This is a genomic window from Rhodococcus sp. Z6_132, from assembly GCF_058133635.1.
Window position 1 is genome coordinate 23,677 of the sequence record NZ_JBYUNP010000002.1, and the last position, 23,599, is coordinate 47,275.

The 23,599-nt window shown below is 68.5% G+C and carries 22 protein-coding genes and 1 tRNA gene; 10 read left to right on the forward strand and 13 right to left on the reverse strand.

Going from position 1 to position 23,599, the window contains the following annotated elements; translation table 11 throughout:
* Positions 1-36: 36 nt before the first annotated feature.
* Positions 37-381 (reverse strand): DUF1801 domain-containing protein, encoded by a 345-nt coding sequence (locus tag AC3YO9_RS06725; RefSeq protein ID WP_489982600.1) that lies wholly within the window; start codon positions 379-381, stop codon positions 37-39.
* 209 nt (positions 382-590) lie between these two features.
* Here AC3YO9_RS06725 and AC3YO9_RS06730 point away from each other — a divergent pair.
* From AC3YO9_RS06730 to AC3YO9_RS06755, 6 genes are all read left to right on the forward strand, one after another.
* Positions 591-664, forward strand: a tRNA-Pro gene (locus AC3YO9_RS06730).
* Between the two features lie 367 nt (positions 665-1,031).
* Complete coding sequence (locus AC3YO9_RS06735; RefSeq protein ID WP_489982601.1) at positions 1,032-2,879, forward strand: AAA family ATPase; 1,848 nt, start codon at positions 1,032-1,034, stop codon at positions 2,877-2,879.
* A 171-nt stretch (positions 2,880-3,050) separates the two neighbouring features.
* Positions 3,051-3,782 carry a sensor histidine kinase gene (locus tag AC3YO9_RS06740; RefSeq protein ID WP_489982602.1) on the forward strand — a complete coding sequence of 244 codons (732 nt, stop codon included), beginning with the start codon at positions 3,051-3,053 and terminating at the stop codon, positions 3,780-3,782.
* Complete coding sequence (locus tag AC3YO9_RS06745; protein WP_489982603.1) at positions 3,779-5,173, forward strand: phosphotransferase family protein; 1,395 nt, start codon at positions 3,779-3,781, stop codon at positions 5,171-5,173. The genes AC3YO9_RS06740 and AC3YO9_RS06745 overlap by 4 nt, the downstream gene beginning before the upstream one ends.
* 830 nt (positions 5,174-6,003) lie before the next feature.
* The gene (locus tag AC3YO9_RS06750) at positions 6,004-6,771 is read left to right on the forward strand and encodes a hypothetical protein (RefSeq protein ID WP_489982604.1); all 768 of its coding nucleotides are present in this window, start codon (positions 6,004-6,006) and stop codon (positions 6,769-6,771) included.
* Between the two features lie 108 nt (positions 6,772-6,879).
* Complete coding sequence (locus AC3YO9_RS06755) at positions 6,880-7,344, forward strand: hypothetical protein (protein WP_489982605.1); 465 nt, start codon at positions 6,880-6,882, stop codon at positions 7,342-7,344.
* A gap of 261 nt (positions 7,345-7,605) precedes the next feature.
* On the opposite strand, the gene AC3YO9_RS06760 is transcribed toward AC3YO9_RS06755, so the two are convergent.
* Positions 7,606-8,574 carry an LLM class flavin-dependent oxidoreductase gene (locus tag AC3YO9_RS06760; protein ID WP_489982606.1) on the reverse strand — a complete coding sequence of 323 codons (969 nt, stop codon included), beginning with the start codon at positions 8,572-8,574 and terminating at the stop codon, positions 7,606-7,608.
* 125 nt (positions 8,575-8,699) lie between these two features.
* On the opposite strand from AC3YO9_RS06760, the gene AC3YO9_RS06765 reads away from it, so the two are divergent.
* Positions 8,700-10,379 carry a long-chain-fatty-acid--CoA ligase gene (locus AC3YO9_RS06765; RefSeq protein ID WP_489982607.1) on the forward strand — a complete coding sequence of 560 codons (1,680 nt, stop codon included), beginning with the start codon at positions 8,700-8,702 and terminating at the stop codon, positions 10,377-10,379.
* A 44-nt stretch (positions 10,380-10,423) separates the two neighbouring features.
* Here the strand turns inward: AC3YO9_RS06765 and AC3YO9_RS06770 are convergent, their stop codons facing one another.
* Positions 10,424-11,476, reverse strand: coding sequence for a hypothetical protein (locus AC3YO9_RS06770; protein WP_489982608.1), 1,053 nt, complete (start codon positions 11,474-11,476; stop codon positions 10,424-10,426).
* Positions 11,477-11,594: 118 nt separating this feature from the next.
* Positions 11,595-12,194 carry an NADPH-dependent F420 reductase gene (locus AC3YO9_RS06775; protein ID WP_489982609.1) on the reverse strand — a complete coding sequence of 200 codons (600 nt, stop codon included), beginning with the start codon at positions 12,192-12,194 and terminating at the stop codon, positions 11,595-11,597.
* Between the two features lie 330 nt (positions 12,195-12,524).
* Here AC3YO9_RS06775 and AC3YO9_RS06780 point away from each other — a divergent pair, with 330 nt between their 5' ends.
* On the forward strand, positions 12,525-12,947 hold the full coding sequence (locus tag AC3YO9_RS06780; protein ID WP_489982610.1) for a DUF3224 domain-containing protein: 423 nt from the start codon (positions 12,525-12,527) through the stop codon (positions 12,945-12,947).
* A gap of 60 nt (positions 12,948-13,007) precedes the next feature.
* Here AC3YO9_RS06780 and AC3YO9_RS06785 read toward each other — a convergent pair whose 3' ends face one another.
* Complete coding sequence (locus tag AC3YO9_RS06785; RefSeq protein ID WP_489982611.1) at positions 13,008-13,895, reverse strand: DUF2268 domain-containing putative Zn-dependent protease; 888 nt, start codon at positions 13,893-13,895, stop codon at positions 13,008-13,010.
* A 160-nt stretch (positions 13,896-14,055) separates the two neighbouring features.
* Here AC3YO9_RS06785 and AC3YO9_RS06790 point away from each other — a divergent pair, with 160 nt between their 5' ends.
* Positions 14,056-14,886: a Rossmann-fold NAD(P)-binding domain-containing protein gene (locus AC3YO9_RS06790; protein ID WP_489982612.1), complete on the forward strand. Its 831-nt coding sequence runs from the start codon at positions 14,056-14,058 to the stop codon at positions 14,884-14,886.
* Here the strand turns inward: AC3YO9_RS06790 and AC3YO9_RS06795 are convergent.
* The gene (locus tag AC3YO9_RS06795; protein WP_489982613.1) at positions 14,883-15,680 is read right to left on the reverse strand and encodes a class I SAM-dependent methyltransferase; all 798 of its coding nucleotides are present in this window, start codon (positions 15,678-15,680) and stop codon (positions 14,883-14,885) included. The two genes, AC3YO9_RS06790 and AC3YO9_RS06795, sit on opposite strands and share 4 nt — an antisense overlap.
* Before the next feature lie 58 nt (positions 15,681-15,738).
* A complete protein-coding gene (locus AC3YO9_RS06800; protein WP_489982614.1) occupies positions 15,739-17,067 on the reverse strand; it encodes a lactate 2-monooxygenase in 1,329 nt (442 codons plus the stop codon).
* Between the two features lie 129 nt (positions 17,068-17,196).
* Between AC3YO9_RS06800 and AC3YO9_RS06805 the strand changes: the two genes are divergently transcribed.
* A complete protein-coding gene (locus AC3YO9_RS06805) occupies positions 17,197-17,847 on the forward strand; it encodes a class I SAM-dependent methyltransferase (RefSeq protein WP_489982615.1) in 651 nt (216 codons plus the stop codon).
* Here the strand turns inward: AC3YO9_RS06805 and AC3YO9_RS06810 are convergent.
* The 6 genes from AC3YO9_RS06810 to AC3YO9_RS06835 are packed head-to-tail and all read right to left on the reverse strand — an operon-like array spanning position 17,844 to position 23,493.
* Positions 17,844-18,893, reverse strand: coding sequence for an isopenicillin N synthase family dioxygenase (locus tag AC3YO9_RS06810; protein ID WP_489982616.1), 1,050 nt, complete (start codon positions 18,891-18,893; stop codon positions 17,844-17,846). The genes AC3YO9_RS06805 and AC3YO9_RS06810 overlap by 4 nt on opposite strands.
* Positions 18,890-19,981: an adenosine deaminase gene (add, locus tag AC3YO9_RS06815; RefSeq protein ID WP_489982617.1), complete on the reverse strand. Its 1,092-nt coding sequence runs from the start codon at positions 19,979-19,981 to the stop codon at positions 18,890-18,892. The genes AC3YO9_RS06810 and add overlap by 4 nt, the downstream gene beginning before the upstream one ends.
* A complete protein-coding gene (locus AC3YO9_RS06820; RefSeq protein WP_127783731.1) occupies positions 19,978-20,775 on the reverse strand; it encodes an ABC transporter permease in 798 nt (265 codons plus the stop codon). Before AC3YO9_RS06820 ends, add begins: the two co-directional genes overlap by 4 nt.
* Positions 20,772-21,557, reverse strand: a complete 786-nt coding sequence (locus AC3YO9_RS06825) for an ABC transporter permease (RefSeq protein ID WP_164860657.1) — start codon at positions 21,555-21,557, stop codon at positions 20,772-20,774. Before AC3YO9_RS06825 ends, AC3YO9_RS06820 begins: the two co-directional genes overlap by 4 nt.
* A 4-nt stretch (positions 21,558-21,561) precedes the next feature.
* Positions 21,562-22,392, reverse strand: coding sequence for an ABC transporter ATP-binding protein (locus AC3YO9_RS06830; protein WP_489983433.1), 831 nt, complete (start codon positions 22,390-22,392; stop codon positions 21,562-21,564).
* Between the two features lie 24 nt (positions 22,393-22,416).
* Positions 22,417-23,493: an ABC transporter substrate-binding protein gene (locus AC3YO9_RS06835; RefSeq protein ID WP_127783728.1), complete on the reverse strand. Its 1,077-nt coding sequence runs from the start codon at positions 23,491-23,493 to the stop codon at positions 22,417-22,419.
* Positions 23,494-23,599 lie beyond the last annotated feature (106 nt).

The window sequence follows — 23,599 nt, forward strand, 5'->3', positions numbered from 1 at the left end:
TTGACCCTGTTGCTGGCCCGTGCTGCTTCGACCTGACTACAGGCCGGAGCTGGTGCGGGCCAGCAGCTCGCCCAGCAGGGTGTAGTCGACGTCGTCGCCCTGGTGGATCTCCGTGGCCTTGCGCTCGCCGCTGCCCAGCGGCTGGGTGACTCCCTCGATGACCTCCACGTCCTGGGCGTTGTAGAGGGTGAAGCGCACCGCATCGGCACAAGCCTCGATGTCGGCGGCCTCCCAGCCGTTCTTGATGTAGTACGGCTTGCCGTGCCAGAGGCGCTCCTCCGCCTGCGGGATGACCTCCTGCACGAGGTAGCGCAGGCGCTCGCAGATCTCGGACTGCCAGGCCGCCCGCTGCTGGACGTACTCGGTGACCTCGGGGTTCATCCCGACCTCTCTTCCGCTGTCGCACAATGGCTTTGCTCGCAGTGACGAGTGCGACGGATCGTAAGGCGGTTGACGACGCGGTGGTGAACAACTACGCAGCGCTACCTTCTGGGCGCATCCTGGGGCCGCCCGCGAGCCTCTGACCAGCCGGTTCGTTGTCTGGGGGAGGGCTGCGGTAACCTCTTCCATGGCGCTCGCGAGAGCGTGTTCGGGCTGTGGCGCAGCTTGGTAGCGCACTTGACTGGGGGTCAAGGGGTCGCAGGTTCAAATCCTGTCAGCCCGACAAATTTCAGGCTCGGAGACTGCGGTCTCCGAGCCTGAAATCGTTCGCGCTGAGTGCGGGTGCATGAGTTCTGTGGGCGCCCGCAGACCTCGATTGTTGCCCCCGGTGCCGAAGACGAGTTCCAGAGCCTGCTACGGGCTTGCCGCTGCTTCCGGCTTTCGTGTCGGATTCGCAATTGCAGATGATATCGGCAGCTGACGTGGATCGCACGGTGCTGAGTCACGACCGCGCTAACCTGGCGGTGGCGCCGAATCGCCTGCCACCAGAACACTCAGTGTGCACTTCAGCGCTAGGCTCGCGGAACCCCCGTGGTCGCACAGTAGTCTGGGGTCTGCATCCAACCCCGAACACAACTACGCGAGGCACGATGGCCCACATTGAACGAATCCAGGTTGAAACTGAGGGTTTCCTCGCCGGCCTAGACGTGACGTTTGCACCAGGCCTCAATGTCATTATCGGCGCGCGAGGCACGGGGAAGACCTCGATCGTCGAGTTGATCCGCTACGCCATCGGCGCCGGCTCGTTCAGTGAAGACGTCGCCCGGCGCGGGAACCAGCAGGCAGTAGCGATCCTCGACGGCGGGGCGGTAACAATTACCATCGCGGACGGGGATGAAAAGTTTACCGTTACCCGTTCGGCCTCTGGGCAGGTGACTCGGTCGGCACCAGGTGATGTCTCCTGCACCGTGTTAGCCCAAAATGAGGTTGAGTCTGTTGGCGCTAAGGCATCGGGGCGCCTTCATCTGATTGATCGATTCCGAACTAAGCGAGCTACAGACGAGCGGGAGCTAAACGGGCTGCGGCTATCCTTGCGTAGCTTAACGGTCGAACTAGAGAGTATCATAACTGAAGGCCGTTCCCTTAATGAATCAATAGAGGCCCTCCGGGGAGTGACGGAAGAACTAGTCGAGGCCAACGCCGTTCAAAGGAGCCTTCTCAGCGCATCCGAAGCGTCCGTAGAACAGCAGAAAAATCTTGAGCGACTGCAGGCCGCTAGTCAATTGATTGCGCATCGCAGCTCCACCTTAACTGGAGACAGCGCAGCTATCGAGCGGTTCCGTCAGAGTGCGCGACGGCTTGCGTCCGAGGCGCCCACGTTGCTCTCGGAATGGCCAGATGGCGCCGGCGAAGATCCGCTGGAGAGCGATCGAATACGGCTTGGCAATCTCAAGTCACAACTTCTCCAGATCGAAACCGACGTTGCAAGTGTCCAAGATCGCGTCCAATTTGCGCAGGCCGAGACCGAGGCGCTTAGGTCTGCCGTCGATACTGATAGCCGCCAACTTCGGCAGAGGCTGGAGATGGCGACTACTGGCATTAGCCGCGCAGCCCGGACGGTCGCAGAACTCGAGGAGCGGCATGGTCAATTGCAGGCTCTCCGTGCGACCCGAGACGCCCGACGATCCCAATACTTGAAGCTCGCGGGCGAGCGGGACGAACTGTTCGCTCGGCTCGACCGCGTGTTGGAGAGAGTTTTCCAAGATCGACAAAGTGTTGTCGACGAACTGAACCGAGGTTTGGGTCCGAATATTCGAATCAGGCTAACAAAATCGGGCGAGGTAAGTGATTACCAATCAGCGATAGTCGCTGGACTTAGGGGTAGTGGACTCCACTACAATCAGTTGGCTCCAAATATTGCCCGGATGGTTAGCCCTATTGAACTAGTGACCTGGGTCGAAACTGGTGATGCGGCCGAGTTGGGGCAAACGATTGGCATCACCGAAGATCGAGCCCGTGCAGTAGTGGGTGCCTTGCAAGCGAGTGGCACGGCAGAGATCATCGCATCGATTACAGACGATGGGGCTGTAATCGACCTGCTCGATGGCACCGAGTACAAGCCTACGAGCCGCTTGTCGATCGGACAACGTTGTACTGTGGTTCTTCCCCTTCTCTTACGCCATCGAGGTGACCCGCTGGTGATGGACCAACCCGAGGATCACTTGGACAACGCCTTCATTGCGTCGACCCTTGTACCTGCGCTTCGTCAGCGAGGAGTGCACGACCAGTACATTGTTACGTCACATAACGCCAATATCCCTGTGCTCGGAAACGCCGACCGCGTGGTGGTGATGCACTCAGACGGCGAGCGCGGGTTCGCGCAGCATCAGGGCCCACTGGACGATCCCGAAAGCGTGGCTGCGGTTTCCGGGATCCTTGAGGGAGGGGCTGAGGCTTTCGCTGAACGCGCCAGTTTCTATAGATCTGGAGGGGTTTAACGAATGGTAGTAAAGGACGATCCGTTTACTCTTCTTGGGTCAGATAGCGCGGTGGATCGTCTACGAGGAGCCCGGGGGCTAACGGGCCTGGCTCAACCTGGAGATATCACTCGATTGCGAGATCTACGTGCGCGGGAGGTGGATTCGTGGGTCCAGGGAGCGTTAGACCGTGTGATCAGCTCTCTCTCGCTACCCGCGCCGACTGCTATGGAACCAGATGTGTGGTTTCCAGTTCCTAACGCGCAACTCAACGACGACATCCGTGCAGAGGCAATTCAGTACGTGTCGAGAGTTATGCTGCATGAGTTGCGGCCCCTGGCAGGCTCAATTTTCCGCGCGACCAGGGACTGCATGGGCGATGAGGAGTTTTTCGAGTCGCCGGCTCGTGTAGCGATAGATCGCCTTAAAGATTTTCTGGCAACAATGGAACGCCTCCACGCGGCTGCGGGCGCGCCGCGGATTACTCAGTTCGACCTCGTGCAACTCTTGGCGGATGAGACGTCGGCCGGGGGGTACGGGCCTTCTGAGGCCGTCTTGTCTCGATCCGACACACTTGTTGTACTTGGAGATCCACAACTGTTGCGATTTGCGGTGCAAAATTGCCTACGGAACGCGGTTGAGGCCTCGCCCGAGGATACTGCTCCAGTCGTGCTTACTTGCGGCGCCAATCAGACGGGTACCTGGGTTGCAATACTCGATGAAGGGATAGGGCTGCCGGAAGGCAAGGAAAATTTGTTGAATCCAGGAGTCTCGATGAAATCCAAAGATGAACACTTTGGTATGGGTCTTGCCATCGCCCAGCGCGCGATGAAATCATTCGGAGGTTCGGTGCAACTCGCTCCACGGGACCCCCGTGGAGTGGCCTGTGAGTTGCGTTGGCCTATACAGGAAGTTGCAGATTGAGAATCCTCCTCGTCGAAGATGAAGACCGAAGTGTTCGAGCTGCGCGTGACTCCATTGGAAGGGAGGTTCTAGACGCGGAAGTCTTAGTGGCTCAGTCGCGGGACGACGCGCTGGCGGTCATCCGGGCCGAGTCGTGTGATCTGGTCCTTTGCGATGTGCGGTTGCCTCCCCACGCGGGGAGTGCGGACGTGCAGGAGGCGCATGGTCTAGCGGTGCATGCAGCCTGCCGGCAGCATTGGCCCGGTACTCCACTGATATTCCTGACGGGGTTCGCCACCGGCCGTGACACGAGAGCGCAGTTGTCCTTGGGCGGCGTAACCACCATCTATGGGGTTGGGCAGCAACCGCTAGTCACGCTAGTCGATAAGGACGATCCTTTGGCGTTGGAGAGTCGGCTGAGAGTGCTAAATGCCGGCTTTCAGCAGGTTCTGGCCATCTCGGTTGCTGGGGCCGAACACGAGTTTTTCCGCCGCGCTGTGGGTTCATATGCGCTAAGCATTGGACAAACCCATGCCGAGGTAAGCCTCAGTTCGGGACTTTCGGGTGCAATTGTGGGACGGGTGGTTCTCACCGGTGAGGACCAGACTCCGGCGACCATCTTCTTGAAGTGCGCACCGCACTTAGATGCGGCCGACGAGTATAGGCGGTACAAGAAGTACGTAGCCAACCGCCTCGCACCGGGTTACTTCGCGCCGACCCACGAGCCAATGTCAGGCGGCCTGGGTAGGTTCTCGGCAATTGTCTCGACAGTGGCGGACAGGACGCAGCCGCTATTTGATATTGTTGAACAGTCGCCCGAATCTGGCGCCGATGTCGTGCGCCGGCTACGTGAGGGATTCGAGCCCTGGACAACGCCGCTATTGGGCCACCAAACACGTACGCTGGGCGAGCTCCGTAGGCGAGGCCTATCCGATACAGGTCTTGCCCTGTCGACCGACGCTGTGGCTCTCGCTTCCTCTGTCGAGGAAACTGAGGTTGTTATGGGCGAAGTGATATGCCACGGAGACCTTCACGGGGAAAACGTCCTGGTTGACTTGGATGGCCGTCCGGTGTTAATCGACTTCGGTGATGCGGGTCCGGGGCCGTCGCCTCTCGATCCTGTGACGCTAGAGCTCAGCGTCCTGTTCCATACTAATGGGCCTGCACGCACACTGCCAGAACTGAGCAAATTAAATTGGGCTGAGTGGCAGGACGTCGACCGCTTTGCGGCAGGTTCCCGCTTCCAGCCGTTTATTGTTGCGGTTAGGCAATGGGCATACGACCTGGCCACCCACAAGGAGGTGATGGCCATTGCCTATGCTCACGCGATGCGGCAAATCAAGTACTCCGATGTTGAGAATGGTCTCGCACTGGCCGTGGCCAGGGCGGCTGCCCGCGCCGTTATCCGATGATGTCTTTGAGGATTGCGCCGGGCGCGGGGTTCCCGTATTCGAAAACTGTTGGCAGTCAGAAGCCCCCCGAGCCGCCCCCCAGTAGACCTGTGGCGTTTGTTCAATCGCCGCGCGTGTCCGCCCCGGCCTAGATTTCATTTCCTGAACGCCACGTCGACCTTCAGAGCCTCCGACTGGACCCCGGCAGAGTCTCCGGCGCAGGTGGGCGGGGTGCGTACGCGGGGGAACCGGCCTGCGCACATGCCTCGTCCTTCGAGGGAGGCTCGTCGGGCGGTCGTCGCCTGGTCCCTAAACGCCGGCACCGACCACGGCGGACACACCGTGCTCGAGGCCGTGCAAAGGGGTTGGGGGTCGCCCCAGGGCACTCGACCTCGGGCACGGGGTGTTCACCCACTGCTCGGACCCGCTACGCCAAGCATCTGGTGTTCGTCCAACACTTTGGGAACGCCGAGCTCGCCGATATGACGGGCACGAACGCATTGCCGTCGATGCCGGCCGGCATCCGGGTACGACCTCGCTCCGTGGGGGAGTCAGGCACGCGGCATGCCCGATCGGGATCGCCCGAGTGGCGGACGACCTCGTGCGCAGTCCTGCTCCGGAGTCTGCAGCACTCCGGTCGGGGTCTCACTCACCAGAGAGGAGGGTGAGAAGGCCCAGTTAAGTGCGCATTCAGGTCGGGTGGCTGCCGGATAGCTGGGCTTTAGTGGTAGTAGAGACCATCCTTCATTGCGTCGCCCGCGACGGTGCGATCAATGATCTCGTAGCCCCGCCCCGGCGTCCTAGACTGGCTGCGCGGTCTCTCTCGTGGGCAACGAGGACAGCTGAGTGCCGTGACCACATCTCTCGACGAGCTGCCGATGACGCTGCGCGCAGCGGTTCTCTGGGAGCTGCGCGCGGCCGTGCGCAGGCCCTTCACCATCCCCCTGGTCGTGTCGTTCAACGCCCTCCTCATGGCCGGCGCCTGGTTCCTGCTCCCGGCGTCATGGCAGGGCTGGCTGTTCACCCTGCACGGCCCGACGGCGTTCGCGATGGTGCTGGCCTTCTGGATGTTCGCCGATGTCCCGGCGACCAACGTGCTCGCGCCGGACCGGGCACGGGTGCTGGCGTCGCTCGACGAGCCCGCGATGCTGCGTCGGCTGCTGCATGCCAAGAGCATCGCCCTGTGGTGCTTCGTGGTGCCCTTCTGTGTGGTGGTGGCGATCGTGACAGCCTTCCTCGCCCACGACTGGGCGCCGCTCTCGGTCAGCCTGACTGCCATCGCCATCGCCCCGTTCGGTGTCCTCGGGATCGCGGGATGGGTGGGCATCCTCTGGCCCTATCACCCCCGCAACCTCCGGTTCCGGTGGGAGAACCGCCGCCTGTGGTTCCCCGTGATCGTGCGCTGGATGACCCTCGTGTTGCTCCCCTACGGGGTCGTCCCCGCGCTGGGCCTGCTCGTCATCGCCCCCAGCCTCCTGCTGTGGTCGATGCTGTCGCGCGACGGACTGCACAGTCGCCCTGGCCGCGGTGGTCTCGATCGGGTTGTTCTACGCCGGGTCGCACGGCGGCATCCGCATGATCCGGCGGCGTCGAGAGCTCCTGCACGCCAACCTCAGTGACCTGGATCGAGGCTGACCTCTGTGCTCGGCCGGTAGGTCTGTACTCGGCCTGCGCCGCGGCGTCGCGGACCTGTTCCACTGCCGCACATGGCCGGTAGCCTGCAGCCCGTGACCGACGCTGAACACGTTCGCCATCGCGACCGCGTCGCAGTGCGGTTCCTCGCGTTCGTCCTCGTGAACCTGCTCTGCGTCTGGTTCTGCGTCAGGCTCGGCGTGGAGATCGTGGACGGCCTGCGAGCGGATGCGAGCGTGGTCGGCACCTTTGACGACCCGGGGTCCCGCTGCCCCAGCCGAGTCACGTACGTGGTTGACGGTGTCCGCTACGCGCTCGACACCGGCGACAGGGGCTGGTGCAGTCGCGAGAACGGCGACGCGACGTCACCGCAGCTGGTCTTCTACGACTCCGACGACCCGGACGTGGCGATCTTCGCTGACCCCGGCGGTCCCACGGCTGTGTTGATCGTGAACGCGATCGGCTTTGCGTTGCTGGCGGCACTGACCGTCTGGCTGTGGTGGGCCTTGTGGCGATGGACAAAGGCGTTGCTGCGCACAGGTCGCCGCGCTGACACGTAGTGGGGATCTGCGGACGGCTCACCTGGCGGGAGGCGTCGCCCTGGCGGCGGTGGTCTCGGCGCCCACCTGAGTGACGTGGATCGAGGCTGACGTCCGAGCTGACCGTCCCGCTACCCGGCCCGTCTGGGCCTCGGCTCGGCCATCGGCGACGGCCGCTGCCAACGCTGCGTGGAACCGACTGGGCACGACCGGGGGCTCGCTGCGAGGGACGCTTCGTCGGTCGGCGGGCTAACACAGGCGCGTGTCATCTACCCGGCGGTCTCACCTGAGCAGGGCAGCCACCTGTTCGTCCGAGGCCGCAAGCGCTGCGCGATCGTAGGTAGAGCCGGTGACCAGCAGCTCGTCGGCACCGGTGCGCTCCGCCAGCTGCTCCAGCCTTCCGCGCACGGTCGCGGGAGCACCGGCAACCACGCGGTCGAGTCCGCGTTCCACCCGCTTGGCGTCCTGACCGTCACGGAGCTGGTCGCGGATGGCCTTGACCGGCTCCAGCGCGGCGAAGGCGCCGGTCCGCCGCGACTGCACCATCGCCCACACCTCCGGCAGCGCCAGCTCGCGCGCCTCGGCGTCGGTGTCGGCCACCAGCACGTCCAGCGAGACGATCACGTACGGCTGGCTGCCAGCGTGCGGGCGGAAGTCGCGGCGGTACGCGGCCAACAGCTCACCTAGCTCCGGCTGGTCGAGCACCGGACCGCCCAGCACCACCGGCAACCCCAGCTCGGCCGCCACCGTGATCCCACGTCCGGTGGCGAGCACGAACAGCGGCACCGCCCGCTCCGTCACCGGATGGGCGGTCACCGGCGCGGTGCGGTCGAGGTAGCTGCGCAGCTCGGCGATGTCACCGGCGAAGGTGTCGGGCTCGGTGCCGGTGCGCCGCAGCGCCCGCCGCACCGGAGCGGTGAAGCCCAGCGAGCGGCCCACCCCCAGGTCGACACGGCCCGGGTGCAGCGCGTCGAGCATGAGGAACTGCTCGGCGACGATCAGCGGCTGGTGGTTGGGCAGCATCACCCCGCCCGAGCCGAGCCGGATGGTCGTGGTGTGCGCGCCGACCGCCGCCAGCAGCACCGCGGGTGCGCCCGAGGCGATGCCCGCAACGCCGTGGTGCTCGGCCACCCAGAACCGGTGGTAATCCAGCCGCTCCGCGTTGATCGCCCGTTCCACGGTGTGCGCCAACGCATCCCCCTCGGCGTGGCCGGAACGGGTGCGGGAGCGGTCGAGCAGGGAGAGCCTCACGCTCCACTGAACGTCGGGTGACCGGCGCCGCTTCCCGCCCCCGCCGCGGATCGGACCACCGGTCGAAGCAACTACGTTGGATCGTGCCGCGGCACGCCGTCCCCGCGGCCAGGAAGGCAAGGACCGTGCCGGCTCAGCAGCCCGTGTGGGCAGATGCGTACCAACCCGGAGTGCCGCTGCACCTGGACTACGGCGACACCACCGTGCTCGACCTGTGGGAGGACGCCGCACGGCAGTTCCCCGACCGGCCGGCGCTGGACTTCCTGGGCCGCGAGTCCAGCTACGCCCAGGTGGCCGAGCAGGTGAATCGGGTGGCCGGGGGCCTGCACCGTCTCGGTGTGCGCCCCGGCGACAACGTCGCGGTCCTGCTGCCCAACTGTCCGCAGAGCATCGTCGCGTTCTTCGCGGTGCTGCGCCTCGGCGCGACCGTGGTGGAGCACAACCCGCTGTACACCGCCTCCGAGCTGCGCCACCCCTTCGCCGACCACGGGGCCCGGGTGGCGATCGTCTGGGACAAGGCGGTCCCGGTGGTGGAGGACCTGCGCGCCGACTCGGCGCTGGAGCACGTGGTGGCCGTGGACATGACCACCGAGCTGCCGTGGACCAAGCGGCTGGCCCTGCGGCTGCCGATCAGCAAGGCCCGCAATTCTCGTGCGCAGCTGACCTCCCCGGCGCCGGGTGCGATGCCGTGGTCGGCGCTGGCCTCCGGGCAGTCCCTGGACGAGGCGCACCCGCGCCCCAGCACCGACGACGTCGCGCTGCTGCTCTACACGTCCGGGACCACCGGCGTGCCCAAGGGCGTGCCGCTGCGCCACCGCAACCTGGCCGCCAACGTCCGCCAGGGGCGGGCCTGGGTGCCGGGCCTGAAAGAGGGCAGCGAGTCGGTCCTGGTGGCGTTGCCGTTGTTCCACGCCTACGGGGTCACCGTCAGCGTGCTGCTGGGGGTGGCGCTCGCCGCCAAGCTGGTGCTGCTGCCCAAGCCTGAGATCGGGCTGATTATGGACGCCGTCAGGCGCGAGGTGCCGGGCTTCGTGCCTGCCGTCCCGCCGCTCTACCAGCGCATCGTGGACGAGGCCGAGCGCCGCAACGTCTCCATCCAGGGCATCCGCTTCGCCATGTCCGGGGCGATGCCCCTGCCGAGCGCGCTGGTGGAGCGCTGGGAGGCTGCCACCGGCGGGCTGCTGGTGGAGGGCTACGGGCTCACCGAGACCTCCCCGGTGATCGTCGGCAACCCGCTGACCACCGCGCGCCGGCCGGGCTCCATCGGGGTGCCGTTCCCGGACACCGAGATCCGCATCGCCGACCCGGACAACCTGGACCGCGACATGCCCCAGGGCGAGCGCGGCGAGCTGCTGGTGCGTGGCCCCCAGGTGTTCTCCGGCTACCGGGGTGCGCCCGAGGAGACGGCGGCCGCCTTCCACGACGGCTGGTTCCGCACCGGGGACATGGTGACCATGGCCCCCGACGGGTTCCTCACCGTGGTGGACCGGCTCAAGGAGGTCATCATCACCGGCGGGTTCAACGTCTACCCGTCGGAGGTGGAGGCGATGATCCGCACCCACGGCGGAGTCCTGGACGTCGCCGTGGTGGGCCTGCCGCAGGGCAACGGGGGCGAGGAGGTGGTGGCCGCGGTGGTCCTGGTCGACGGTGTCCCGGTGCTGCCCGAGGAGCTGCAGGCGCACGCGCGCCAGGGTCTGACGCCCTACAAGGTGCCGCGGCGCATCGTCTTCGTCGACGAGCTGCCCACCAACCCGATGGGCAAGGTCCTGCGCCGCGAGGTCTCGGTGCAGATCCAGGAGCGCTGACCCCGGGCTAGCTTCCTGGCACGGCGGGGTGATCAGGGCGGCAGTTAAAGGCCTTCGTGGTCAGTGGTGCCGGTCCGACGCATCTGGCTGGAGTAGGCGGCGAGGATTTGCCTCGCGCTGGTGCGGATCGAGCCGATGGTCGTGGGAGACGTGGTCGCGCTTGCTCCAGGGGCTGCCGGTGCGGGAGTCATGCTGGTCGGACCAGTTGATGACAGCGCTGCGTGCGCCGCGAACCGTGATGCAGTGGCCGGGGAGTGTGCCGAACAGGCGGAGCCCACCAGTGCGGTGATCGCACGCTGCAAGTCAAGTGTGGGCGCGTGCTTTCCTGAGCGGACCATGCCGTCGTTGTCGACCGTCACGTAGCCCCGTTCGAAGAGCGCATCACACCCCAGCACGCAAGCGAGCATCGCAGCTGACTGGAAGTCGCGGCGTTCGTCATCGCTGCTCATTCCTCGCGGAACGATGTGCGCCGCTACCAGCAGCTCTGCGGGAAGATCTCTGCCGCAGAGGTCGCACTCCGCCCGGTCTCTTCCGCGCAGGAGGTGCTGGCGAAGCTTGGGCTGTTCGCGTCGCACTCCAGCGATGGCGGACGCGTCGGTCTTGTCTCCGCTCCAGAAGGCGTCGGCGAATCGGATGGGACCCACCTCACCGGCGACATCGTCGACACCGGCTTCAGCAAGTAGCGCTCTACCATCGTCGTCGCTCAGCCGTGAAAGGTACTTCCGTGTCAGATTGCCGTCGCGGGTGAGCGGACCACCGTTACCGTGCTGAATTAGCTCGGCTGTACGCCGGAGCGGGATGTCCACGGCCGTGGCGACCGGCTCGACCAGCACCAGCCAGCCCTCGTCGGGGTCATCAGGGTTAGTGCTGTCATAGCCCTCGGGCCGGGGAGCGGGTTGCCATGGTGTGGTGACCCTGCTTATTGCTTCAATACGTCGATCCCCTGAGTAGTGGAACACGTAGTCTCCGACGCTCAGCTTCTTGAGCAGGACTCGATCTGATGGCTCCCGCCGCGAGGGGCTCGGACACGACCACAGCGTTCCCTGCTGGATTGCTATCGAGTAGTTGTTCATCTGGCTCGCCCACCAGTACGCCACCGTGTGTCCTCTGCTCGCACCCACTGGACCTGTGACGTCGAACTCTATTGCTCCAGTTGATGTTTCGTCGGGAAAGGAGGAACGCCACGGGCCGTCCCACCTCAGGCGGGCGCCGGCGTCACCGGGAGATGGTGATGTTGAACGCCGCAGTCTGCAGGGCTCGGACGGTCGCGAAGAACAGCGGGGCGGCGTGCTCGGTGGCCAGCGCGGTGTCGATGCCACCCAGGTCGAGGACGGCGCGGCTGGGCCAACCCAGGTCGGCGAGCAGACCAGTGACCACTGTCTTGGCCGCCTCGTCGTCGCCGCTGACGAACACGGTCGCGTCGGGCACGGTGTCCAGCGGGTTGACCATGACAGCGAAGTTCATCGTGTTGAGCGCCTTCACCACGCGCGCCCGCGGGAAGCTCGCCTGCGCCCGCTGGGCCACGCTGGCGCCGGGGTAGGCCATGGTCATCTCCGGGGTGAAGGCGGCCGAGGGGTCCAGCACGATCTTGTCGGCCAGGACGTCCGCCCCGACGTCGCGCAGGGTGTCGACCAGTGCCGTGCCGGGGACAGCGGTGATGACCACCTCGGCGGCAGCGACGGCGTCCTGCTGGCTGAGCGTGCCCGCCTCGATCGAGGGTGTCCGTGATCCGTAGGTCACCTGGTGACCGGCGGCGGCCAGGCCTGTCCCGAGGGCGGTGCCGACCTTGCCGGTGCCGAGGACTGCGATCTTCATGGGGGTACTTCCTTCATAGGGGCTGGAGTGACCGCGAGAGTGGTTGCGGTGCTTCGCTCGATCGTGGTCGCTGCGCGGCGGGCCGTCCAAGACCGACTGGGTCGCGCCCGATACCCCGGGGGTATCGACCGAGGCCAGCCGGGGTGTCAGCTCCTCGGAGGCTCAGTGTCCCGGCCCGGCCAGGACCGCCATGGCGGTGTCTGCCGCGGCCTGGAGGGCCGCGATGGGATGCCACCGCCACGGGGCACCTCCGGGTGGTGTGGCGGTGCTGACCGGGCCCTGTCGCGTTTCTTCAATCCACGCCGACCCGTGCCTGCAACGTTTCCCGGCATGAACGCAACCTCGACCTTCACGGTCTCCGACTGGACCCCGGCCGGCTCCCCGACGCAGGTGGGCGGGCTGCCCGTGCCCGTGACGGCGGCGCCGGCCGGGTTGGCGCACCTGGTGAAGACGTTTGAGGGCGACCTCACGGGGCGGTCGGTCACCTGGTTCCTGGGCAGCCTGAACTCCGAGACTGGCCACGGCTCCTACGCCGCGCTCGAGGCGGTGCAGGGCGAGCTGGGTGGACGCCCCGGCACGTTCAACCTGGTGCATGCGGCGTCGACGCACGGCGCGGACCGCTACGACGAGCACCTGGTGATCGTTCCGGACAGCGGTACCGGCGAGCTCGGCGGAATCGCCGGCACGGGACGCATCGTCGTCGACGCCGATGGCACCCACCGCCTCGAGCTGGACTACGCCCTGGGGGAGTGAGGCGGGGTCAGGCCTTGGCGCGCATCAGGACGTAGGACTTCGACGCCGGCCTGAGTGAGGTCAGCTGCGCTGCGCCAGGGCCACGTCGATGATCTCGCGGCTGGGCACGTGCAGCGCCTCGGCTGCACTGGTGCCGGTCGCGGCGAGGTAGGCGTCGACCAGCCGGTTGCCGACGGCGTAGCCCGCCCCCGTGGGCACCCCGACCGGTGCGGCGCCGAACCGGGTGGCGGCGGCGTCGCCGTGCACCCACGCGGCGAAGTTCTGCATCCCGCCGACGTCGAGCCCCGACACCACCTTGTCGAGCACGGCGTCGTCGGCCAGGTGCGGGACGCCGATGGGGGTGTAGCCCAGCGCGTCGCCGTAGAGCTGGCGGGCGAAGGCGTCGGCCAGTCCTTCCGAGACGACCTGTTCACCCACCACCACCGACGCCGGGTCCCAGACCACCCCGCCGGGGGCGTACCGCAGGTTGTGGTTGAGCTCGTGCACGGCCGCCGCCTCCAGCCGGGCCAGGTTCTCCTCGGTCGGCCAGAGCGTGAGCGAGAGGTAGCCCGTGGCGCTGCCGTTGCCGCTGAACCCGCGCGCCGGGCCCATGAAGTACTCGTCGTCAGGGTCGCCGAGCACCAGGAGCACCGAGATGTCCGGCACCTGCACCTGTGGGGTGGCGCGGGTCTGGACGTCGACCGCCTCAGCCAGCGCCCGCTCGATCCGCCGCCACGCGTCCGCGGCCTGCAACCGGGAGAGGGCCTCCCGCACCTCGTCCCCGCGTCGATCCAGCGGGAACCCGAAGCTCATGGCGTGCATGGCCACCAGGTCGACCTCACCGGGGAAGTACCGGAACATGCCCGCCATCGGAGCCAGCGCCCTGCGCAGGAGCTCCGGGCGCGCGGACGCCTCGGCGCGCAGCACCGCCTCCATGGCCGTCGCGGTGTCCAGCACGGTGATCGTCATGCCGGGGACGGTAAGCCCTTCCGCCGCGGCACTGTCCACTGAGGTCGGACGTTCGGCAGGCATACCTGAGGCCGCACCGCTGTTGCCCGAGGTGAGAGCGGTTCTGCGGTGGACGCAGCGGGAGGTTGTCATGACGGGTGCAGCAACACCACGCGACCGGATGACGCGCGTGCTGGTGACCGGGGTGCGCGGCAAGACCGGCGTGGCGCTGGCGGAGCAGCTCGTCGCGCGCGGTGACGTCGAGGTGCTCGGCGGCAGCAGCGACCCGTCCACGGTGACCCTGCACGGGGTGCGTCCGACCGCCTTCTCCTGGGACGAGCCGGTGGGGTGGGCTGCGGCGACCGGCGGCGTCGACGCGGTGTACCTGGTGCGCCCGGACCGTGCGGACGCCCCCGAGCTGATCGGTGCGTTCCTGGCGGAGACGGTGCCCGAGACGCGGGTGGTGCTGCTGTCGGAGAAGGACGCGCCGGAGGGCTGGGCGGTGCGGGCCGAGCAGGCGGTGCGCACCAGCTCTCGCGCCTGGACGATCCTGCGGCCGAGCTGGTTCATGCAGGTGCTCACCGACTCCCGCTTCTACCTCGACCAGGTCGTCGACGCCGGCGAGCTGGCCTTCGCTAGCGGCGGGGCGAGCGTGGCCTGGATCGATGCCCGCGACATCGCCGCCGTGGCCGCGCAGGCGCTGCTCGACTCGCGGCACGCAGGGCAGGTCTACGAGCTCTCCGGCCCGGAGGCAGTCTCGTTGCCGCGCACCGCGGACCTGCTCTCCGCGGCGACCGGACGCCCGGTGACGCACCGGGAGGTGACGATCGAGGAAGCGGGGGCCGGGATGGCGGGCTTTGAGCGCGACCTCACGGCGCTGACGTTCGAGCGCGTGCAGGCCGTCACCTTCGCGGTGGTGACCGACGACGTCGCGCGGGTGACCGGCCAGCCGGCCCGGACGCTGCAGACGTTCCTCACCGACTCCAGGGCGCTGCTGCAGCACCGCAGCTAGGGAGCGGGGGTCACGCCGCTGGCTGAGCGCGCCACCGCCTGCAGCGTGAAGGAGCCGGCGGGGGAGCCCAGCCGGTGGAACAGCTCGCTGCGCAGCGCCTGCCGGCGGCCCTCCGGCTGCGCGACCAGGTAGGACCCGGCCGGCCCGATGCCCGCCATCAGCCCGGCCAGCACCTCCTCGAAGCTGGCGTACGTGGTCTGCACCGTCATGGTCTGCTCGCTGACCTGCTCGAGGCCGCGGTCCTGGAGCAGCTGCACCACCTCGCCGGGCCGGCCGAACCGCCGGGCGTAGAGCTCGGCGGGCGCCTGCGGGTCGACCGCCACCGCCGCCTCCCAGAAGGCGTGGAACAGCTGCATGCCTCGGTCGAAGTCCCACACGCACGCCGCGACCTGGCCGCCGGGCACCACCACGCGCCGCATCTCGTCGATGCCCCGTGCGGGATCGGACATGAAGTGCAGCACCAGCGAGGCCACAGCCAGGTCGACGGAGTGGTCGGCGAAGGGCAGCGCCTCCGCCCGGCCCTCGCGCACGTCCGCGCCGGGGTTGCGGTCGCGGCAGGCGGCCACGAACGGCACCGACGGGTCGCAGGCGGCCACCGAGCTGGCGCCGAGGCGGCGCACGAGCTCGGCGGTCAGCGCACCGGGGCCGCAGCCCACGTCCAGCGCCCGTTGGCCGCGGCTCACCCCGCACGCGTCGGCGAGCTGGACGGCCAGGGGGCCGGAGTAGCGGCCCATGAAGGCGTCATAGATCTCGCCGCTGACCTGGAACGTGCTGGCACCGTCGGGCTGACTCATCGCCATTCCTCCCAAAAACCTGTGCCCAGGCTACGGCCGCGGCCATGCCCTGGCAGGCCTAGCGAGAAGGGTTGGGCGTGACCAGGTCCGGCGAGATCGCGCTGGCGTGCGTGGCCCCGGTCAGGCCCATGGTCAGGTCGAGCTCGGCGACGATGTTGGCGATCACCTCCTCGACCCCCTGCTGCCCGCCGACGGCGAGGCCGTACATGTAGGGGCGGCCGAGCAGGCAGGCGTCGGCCCCGTGCGCCAGTGCGACGAAGACGTCCGCGCCGGTGCGGATGCCGCTGTCGAACAGGACCGTGGGGTCGGGACCGATGGCCTCGCGCACCGCGATGAGCGCATCCAGCGAGGCGATCGACCGGTCCACTTGCCGCCCACCGTGGTTGGACACCACGATGGCGTCCACGCCCAGCTCGACGGCACGGCGCGCGTCGTCGGGATGCAGGATGCCCTTCAGCACGATCGGCAACCGGGTGCGCTCCCGCAGGGTCGCCAGGTGGCTCCAGCTCAGGCCGGGGTTGGAGTAGATGTCCAGGAACGTCTCCACCGACGCCCGCGGCACGGCGGAGCGCAGGTTGGTCCAGAACGACCCGGGGTGCTCGCGGGTGATGGACAGCAGCGACTTGATGGCACCGAGGGTGACCTGGACGTCGGCGGAGGTGCCCAGGCGCTTGGCCGCGGCGATGCGCTCGGCGACGATCTCGCGGAACCGCGGGTCGGAGGTGTACTGGCCGATGCCCTTGCCCTGGGCGAACGGCAGCGACCCCAGGTTGAGGTCCTGGGGGCGCCAGCCCAGCAGCGTGGTGTCGAGGGTGACGACCAGCGCCTCGGCGCCGCTGGCCTCCGCGCGACCGATGAGGCTGTCCACCAGGGCCTCGTCGGTGCTCCAGTAGAGCTGCATCCAGTGCGGGGCGCCGTCCATCGCGGCCGCGGTCTCCTCCATCGGGGTGCCGCCCTGGTTGGTGAAGATGTAGGGCACTCCGGTGGCCGCGGCGGCCCGCGCGACGTGCAGGTCGCAGTCGGGGTCGATCAGCTGGCCGGCCCCGACGGGGGCCAGCAGCAGGGGCGTGGGCAGCTTCGAGCCCAGCAGGGTGACCGAGAGGTCGCGGGTCGCCTGGCCGTGCGCCATCCGCGGGACGATCGCCCAGCGGTCGAAGGCAGCCCGGTTGTTGCGCATCGTCTGACCCTCGCCCGCCCCACCGGCGACGTAGGCCCACGCCTTGGCGGAGCTGGCCTTGCGCGCTTGGCGCTCCAGCTCGGCGAAGTCGGTCGGTACCGCGGGTCGTCGCCCCAAGACACCGTCACGGTAGATCGCCGACTGCCGGGCCCGGCCGCGGCTCTCGGTCGTCGTCGGGGAGGAGGCTGCGGGCGATGGCTGCTCTGGCACGGAACCACTCTAGGCAGCAGGCGGATCGGCGCACGGCGAGATCTGGGGCGGCCCTGCGGTGGTGCCCTGTCGCACGGGGCGGAGCAGGTCCCTGAGCGACGATGCAGACACGGCTCCTAGCCTCGCGTCGTGACGGGAGACGAGGTGCTGCAGGCGTACGGGGAACGAGCGGTGGAGTACGCCGACAGGCTGGGCGCCATGGGCGCGGTGCACCCGGAGGATCGTGACCTGGTGCTGCGCTGGGCGCTGTACCGCCCCGGCCCGATCATCGACGCCGGCTGCGGACCCGGGCACTGGACCGACTTCCTCACCCGCGCGGGCGTGGAGGTGGAGGGGACCGACCTGGTGCCTGCGTTCGTGGCGCAGGCACGGGACCGCTTTCCGGCCGCGCGGTTCCGGGAGGCGGCGTCGGACGACCTCGGGGTGCCCGACGGGTCGCTGGCCGGTGTGCTCGCCTGGTACTCGACGATCCACACCCCACCCGAGCAGCTCCCGGCTGTGCTGGCGGAGCTTGCCCGGTGCCTCGCCCCGGGCGGGAGCCTGCTGCTGGGGTTCTTCGAGGGACCGGCGGTGGAGGCCTTCGCGCACGCGGTGGTCACGGCCTACCGCTGGCCGGTCGAGAGGCTGGCCGGCCACCTGCAGGATGCGGGGTTTGCGGTCCGGGAGATCCACACCCGCACCGATCCTGGTGCTCGTCCGCACGGGGCGATCGTGGCCGAGAAGCGCCAGCTCGGTGGAGACCCCTCCACCGAGCCGGCGTCCGCGCCCTGGCCCTGCTAGGAGCCGGCGCCCGCGGCCAGCACCCGGGCCGCCTCGCGGTCGGCGGCGGTGTTGGCCACCCCGGCACGCGAGCCGGCCAGCTTGGCCTGGATGTGCTCGCCCACGGTGATCGGCGGGTAGGCCGAGCCGTCCCCGACGCAGGTGGGCAGGGTGTCGATCACCGCGTCCACGTTGCCGTCGTGGAAGAACGCCGCACTGCGGCGCCGCCGGATGGTGCCGTCCACGATCGGCGGCTTCACCCGGTGCACGGTGGACATCCACCGGTCGTTGGTCCAGCGGGCCATCAGGTCACCCAGGTTGATCAGCAGCGCGCCCTCCGCCGGCATCACGTCGTTCCACGACCCGTCGTGGCCCAGCACCTGCAACCCCGCGACGCGGTCGGCCCAGAGCACGGTGACGATGCCGTAGTCGGTGTGCGCCCCCATGCCGGTCAGCTCGCCGTCGAGCTCGATGGTGCCCTCGTCCAGGGCGTAGTTGTTCATCCGCAGCACGTCCAGGCTGTGGTCGGTGTAGCGCTGGAAGAACCCGGCCGGCAGCCCGAGCGCGTCGGCGAACAGCCCGGTGAGGGTGCGGGCGACGCGCGCAGCCTCGTCGTAGTACGCCGACACCGCCGCGCTGAAGGTCACCTCCTCGGCCGGCCACACGTTCTCCGGGTAGTCGGCCAGCGGCAGGTCCAGGCCTGGGTAGTCCGAGACGGCGGCACCGACGTTGAACGCCTCGAAGAAGTCGTGCATCCGGTTGGACGGGGCCAGGCCCAGGCTGAGGCTGAGCGACTCCGTCTTGGGCGGGGCGTACCCGCGGTTGACCTCCGGCGGAGTGCGGTAGCTCTTCTTCACCTCCAGTGGCAGCCCGAAGAACCCGTCCAGCGCGGCGGCGAAGGCGTCGGTGACCTCGGTGGGCACCCCGTGCCCGGTGATCTGCACGAAGCCGACCGTGCGCGCGGCCTCGTCGAAGGCCGCGGCGGCAGCTGCGCGCTCCTGCGGCGTTCCGTCGCCCACGTAGGCGGAGATGTCGACGACCGGGACGTGGAAGCGGGGGGTGGTCATGAGGGGTCCTCCAGGGTGGTGTGGCGGTCGGGGACGCCGGCGACGACGGTGTCTGCCCGGGCGCGCAGGTCGCGCCGGTCGGACTCGTCGAGCCAGCAGGCGTCGATGGCGTTGAACGTGAGCTGGGCGAGCTGGTCACGGCCGTAGCCGAGGGCGTGGGAGAGCACCCGGAAGTCGTGCGTCGGGTCGGTGCCGAACATCGGCGGGTCGTCGGAATCGATGGTGACGCACAGCCCGGCGTCGACCATCTCGCGGATGCGGTGGTGCGTGCCGTCGCCGCTGCCGGAGTAGCGGCCGATGTCCGAGCTCACCGGGGTGCAGGTGAACGGCACCCGCTCGGCCACGCAGCGCGCGGTGATGTCGGGGTCGTCCACCACGTGGTAGCCGTGGTCGACGCGGCTGCAGCCGAGGTCGTCGAGCAGGGTGCGGATGTGCGCCGGGGGACCGGACTCCGAGTGCGCGGTGCGCTCCAGCCCGTGCCGGGCGGCCAGCCGGAAGGCCTCCACGAAGCGGCCGGGCGGGCCGTTGACCTCGGCGTAGTCCAGCCCGATGCCCACCACCTCGTCGATGCGGTGGGCCACCACCTCCTCCACCAGCGCCACCGCGTCGGCTCCGCTGCGCTCCCGGTTGATGCCCACCACCAGGCGGGAGTCGATGCCGCTGTCGGCGCGGGCCGCGCGCATGCCGGACACCACCCCGGCCAGCAGTCGCGGGTAGGGCACGTCGGGGTGCCCGGGTGGGCTGAGCTGGATCTCCCGGTAGAGCACCCCGTGCGCGGCACCGCCGGCGGTGAGCGACTCGTAGGTCACCCGGTGGAAGTCGTCGGCGTCGCGGATCACCGAGCCCACCACGTCGAGCACCCGGAGGAACTCACCGAGGTCGGCGTAGCTGTGGTGGTCGTAGAGGTCCTCGGCGGTGCGCCCCGCCAGGGACACCCCGTGCTTGGCCGCCAGCTCGACGACCGTCTGCGCCGCGACGCTGCCGATCAGGTGGCAGTGCAGGCTGACCTTGGGCAGCGCGGCCACCATCGCGTCGATGGCCGGGTCGTGCGGGGTGGGGGTGGAGAAGGCGAACGGGGCCAGCGTCATCGGCGACCCGCCTCCGTGCCGAAGCGCGCCAGCACCAGGCTCTCGACGAGCTGGGCGAGCAGGTACAGCAGCAGCGAGGCCAGCGTGATCACCACGACCAGCGCCCACACCCGGTTGATCTGCGAGCGGGCCGCGGCCGAGACGACGGCGTAGCCGATGCCCTGCCCGGTGGCGAGCCACTCCGCCAGCAGGGCACCGGTGATGGCGCCGGGCACGGAGATGCGGATGGAGGCGAACAGTGCCGGCAGCGCCGACGGGAAGGCCACCTTGCGCAGCACCGACCACGAGCTGCCGCCGTAGACCATGACGACGTCGCGCATCTGGGCGGACACCGAGCGCAGCCCGAGGACGATGCTCACCAGCGCGGGGAAGAGCACCACGATCCCGCTCATCACCGCCACCGCGGTGAACCCCCGCCCGACGAGCAGGATGATGATGGGCGCCAGCGCGATCAGCGGCACCGCACGCAGGATCATCGCCACCGGCATCACCGCGCTCTCCACGGCGCGGGAGAGCACGATGCCCGCGGCCAGGGCGACGGCGGCGAGCATGCCGGCGACGAACCCGATGGCGGAGTCGGTGAGGGTGTGGCGCAGCAGCGGCCAGATCTCGGCGCGGGCCTCGGCGGCGTCGGAGTCGGTGACCAGGTAGGCCCACACGTCGGTGGGGCCCTTGCCGACGTAGGAGGAGACGTCGAACAGGCGCAGCCCGGCGACCCAGAGCAGCAGGACCACGGCCAGCACGAACACCAGGGTGAGCACGGTGCGGCCGAGCCCGCGCAGGACGTGGGTCATTCGGGTGCTCCCTTCGACCAGGGGGTGACGAAGCGGGCGACGAGGCCGAAGGCGGCGTAGGCCGTGCCGGCGAGGACGGCGCAGCCGAAGCCCAGTCCCCAGGCCTGCTCCACGTTGATGTTCTGCTGGGAGATCTTCAGGGCCAGGCCGACTCCGCGGTCGATGCCGCCGGCGTACTCGCCCAGGATCGCGCCCAGGAACGCGGCGGGGGCGGCGATCTGCAGGGAGGCGAGGACCGCGGGCAGCGCGGAGATCAGCTGCACCCGGCGCAGCCGCTGCCAGGCGCCGCCGCCGTAGACGGTGACCACGTCCAGGCTGGCCTTGTCGGCCGAGCGCAGCCCGAGCACGGTGCCCACCACGGTGGTGAAGAAGACCGAGAGGGCGGCCAGGGCCACGGCGGTGCCGGAGCGGTCACCCGGGTCGGGCACGCCGATGACGATGTAGAGCACCGGGGCGATGGCCACGATGGGGACGCAGTAGCTGATCACCGCCACCTGCATGATCACCGGCTCCGCCAGCGGCAGCAGCAGCACCAGCGAGGCCAGCACCAGCGCGGCGACGTTGCCGTAGAGGAACCCGACCGCAGCCTCCTCCAGGGTGATGCCGAAGTGCAGGGAGTAGAAGCCCCAGCCGTCGGCGCGCACCGAGCGCACCACCTCGTGCGGGGCGGGGATGCGGGCGTCGGCCAGCACCGTGACGGTGGCGATCCACCACACGGCCAGCACCGACACCAGCCCGGCCAGCCCGGTCAGCGCAGGGCGCAGCCGTTCTCGGCTCAGCACGGGATCACTGCCCGGACCCGGCGGAGTCGCCACCGAAGAGCAGCTCGGAGGCGTGGTCGTGCAGGGCGTGGAACTCCGGGGTCCGCATCATCGCGGGCAGCCGGGGGCGCGGGAGGTCGACCTCGATGATCTCCTTGATCCGTCCCGGGCGTGGGCTCATGACCGCCACCCGGTCGCTGAGGAAGATCGCCTCGGAGATGCCGTGGGTGACCATCAGCGTGGTCGCGGGCTTCTCGGTCCAGATGCGCAGCAGCTCGAGGTTCAGCCGCTGGCGGGTCATGTCGTCCAGGGCCCCGAACGGCTCGTCCAGCAGCAGCACCGACGGCTTGACCACCAGCGACCGCGCGATGGAGACCCGCTGGCGCATGCCGCCGGAGAGCTGGGCCGGCTTGGCCTTCTCGAAGCCCTGCAGCCCGACGAGGTTGATCAGCTCGGCCACCAGGGCGTCGTCCGGCTTCTGCCCGGAGACCTCGAAGGGCAGCCGGATGTTGGAGAGCACCGAGCGCCAGGGCAGCAGCGCGGAGTCCTGGAAGGCGATGCCGAGCTCGTGGTCACGGCGCAGCTCCAGCGGCGACTTGCCCTCCACCAGCGCGGTGCCCTCGGTCGGCTTCTCCAGACCGGCGAGGATGCGCAGGATGGTGGACTTGCCGCACCCGGACGGGCCGAGCAGCGACAGGAAGCTGCCCTTGTCGGTGAAGAGGGTGACGTCGTCCAGGGCGGTCACGCCCTTGCGACCGACGCGGAAGGTCTTGGTCAGGTTCTGGATCCGCACGCCGGTGCCCAGGGAGCGAGCTGCTCCCGAGGCACCGGCGGTGGTGAGGGTCTCCGACACGATTGCCCTTTCGGTGCGGGGGATGACTCAGGGCAGCTTGGCCAGCTCGGGCTTGTCCTTGAGCAGCTCGGTGAGCAGCGAGAGGTCGAAGAGCTCGTCGGCCTTGACGTTGATGTCGGCGGCGGCGAGCGTGGTGAGGGTCTGGCCGATCAGCGCGTCGGTGATGGTGAACAGCCCGTTCTTGGTCACGTCGGGGGTGACGATCAGGTCCTTCTGCACCTCCGACTGCTTGAGCTCCTTGGCCATGCTCAGGTTGAGGTCCTTGCCGTACTTCTCCACGGCCAGCCGGGCGCCCTCGGTGGGGTTGGCCAGGGCGTCCTGCCAGCCGCGGATCTCCGCCTCCAGGAACGCCTTCACCTTGGCCGGCTCCTCGGCGATCATCTTGTCGGTGGTGATGACGCTCTCCGCGACGAAGGGCAGGCCGTTGTCGGCGAAGGGCAGGTTGGTGATCTCGTGGCCAGACATCGACACCGTGAGCGACTCGTTGGTGACGTAGGCGAAGAAGCCGTCCACCTCACCGTCGATGACGGGCGACGGGTCGTACTCCACCGGCACCTTCTTGACGTCGGAGGCCTTGATGTTGTTGATCTTGAGCAGGGCGTCGAAGAGGGCCTCGTTGCCGCCGGCCTGCACGCCGATGGTCTTGCCCACCAGGTCCTGGGGCTTGGCGATGTTGGCCTTGTTCTTCAGCGAGAGAATGGTGAAGGGGTTCTTCTGGAACTTGGTGCCGACGATCTTCAGCGGCGCCTTCTCCTTCTCGATCACCTGGGCGGCCGCCACGGCGTTGCTCAGGGCGAAGTCGGCCTGGCCGGAGGCGACCATCGTCTCGATCGGACCGGGGCCCGGGTTGAGCGTCACCGAGCTGAAGCCGGCGTTGCGGTAGTGGCCGTTGGTGTCGGCGAAGTACTCGCCGGCGAACTCGGCGTTCTTCACCCAGGACAGCTGCAGGGTGATGGCGCCGTGGTCGGCTGCCCCTGAGCTGCTGGCGCCGGCGGACCCCTCGTCGTCGGAGCCGCAGGCCACCAGGCTGAGGGTGGCAGCGGCGACGAGCGCGGTGAGGCGGAGCCCGTGGCGCCGGCTTCTCGTGGGCAGCGACAGGGTCATGTGGTTCTCCTTGAATCAGTGACACAGGATGTGGTGGCACAAGACGGAATGGGCGCAGAGTGCTCGTTTTCCGAGCACGACGTGACCGTAGGAACGCCATGTTGCG

Bases quoted from the DNA above. Each gene is read 5' to 3' on its own strand.
- AC3YO9_RS06725 (WP_489982600.1), bottom strand. From the start codon at position 381: ATGAACCCCGAGGTCACCGAGTACGTCCAGCAGCGGGCGGCCTGGCAG.
- AC3YO9_RS06735 (WP_489982601.1), top strand. From the start codon at position 1,032: ATGGCCCACATTGAACGAATCCAGGTTGAAACTGAGGGTTTCCTCGCC.
- AC3YO9_RS06775 (WP_489982609.1), bottom strand. From the start codon at position 12,194: ATGAAGATCGCAGTCCTCGGCACCGGCAAGGTCGGCACCGCCCTCGGG.
- AC3YO9_RS06780 (WP_489982610.1), top strand. From the start codon at position 12,525: ATGAACGCAACCTCGACCTTCACGGTCTCCGACTGGACCCCGGCCGGC.
- AC3YO9_RS06785 (WP_489982611.1), bottom strand. From the start codon at position 13,895: ATGACGATCACCGTGCTGGACACCGCGACGGCCATGGAGGCGGTGCTG.
- AC3YO9_RS06790 (WP_489982612.1), top strand. From the start codon at position 14,056: ATGACGCGCGTGCTGGTGACCGGGGTGCGCGGCAAGACCGGCGTGGCG.
- AC3YO9_RS06795 (WP_489982613.1), bottom strand. From the start codon at position 15,680: ATGAGTCAGCCCGACGGTGCCAGCACGTTCCAGGTCAGCGGCGAGATC.
- AC3YO9_RS06810 (WP_489982616.1), bottom strand. From the start codon at position 18,893: ATGACCACCCCCCGCTTCCACGTCCCGGTCGTCGACATCTCCGCCTAC.
- add (WP_489982617.1), bottom strand. From the start codon at position 19,981: ATGACGCTGGCCCCGTTCGCCTTCTCCACCCCCACCCCGCACGACCCG.
- AC3YO9_RS06820 (WP_127783731.1), bottom strand. From the start codon at position 20,775: ATGACCCACGTCCTGCGCGGGCTCGGCCGCACCGTGCTCACCCTGGTG.
- AC3YO9_RS06835 (WP_127783728.1), bottom strand. From the start codon at position 23,493: ATGACCCTGTCGCTGCCCACGAGAAGCCGGCGCCACGGGCTCCGCCTC.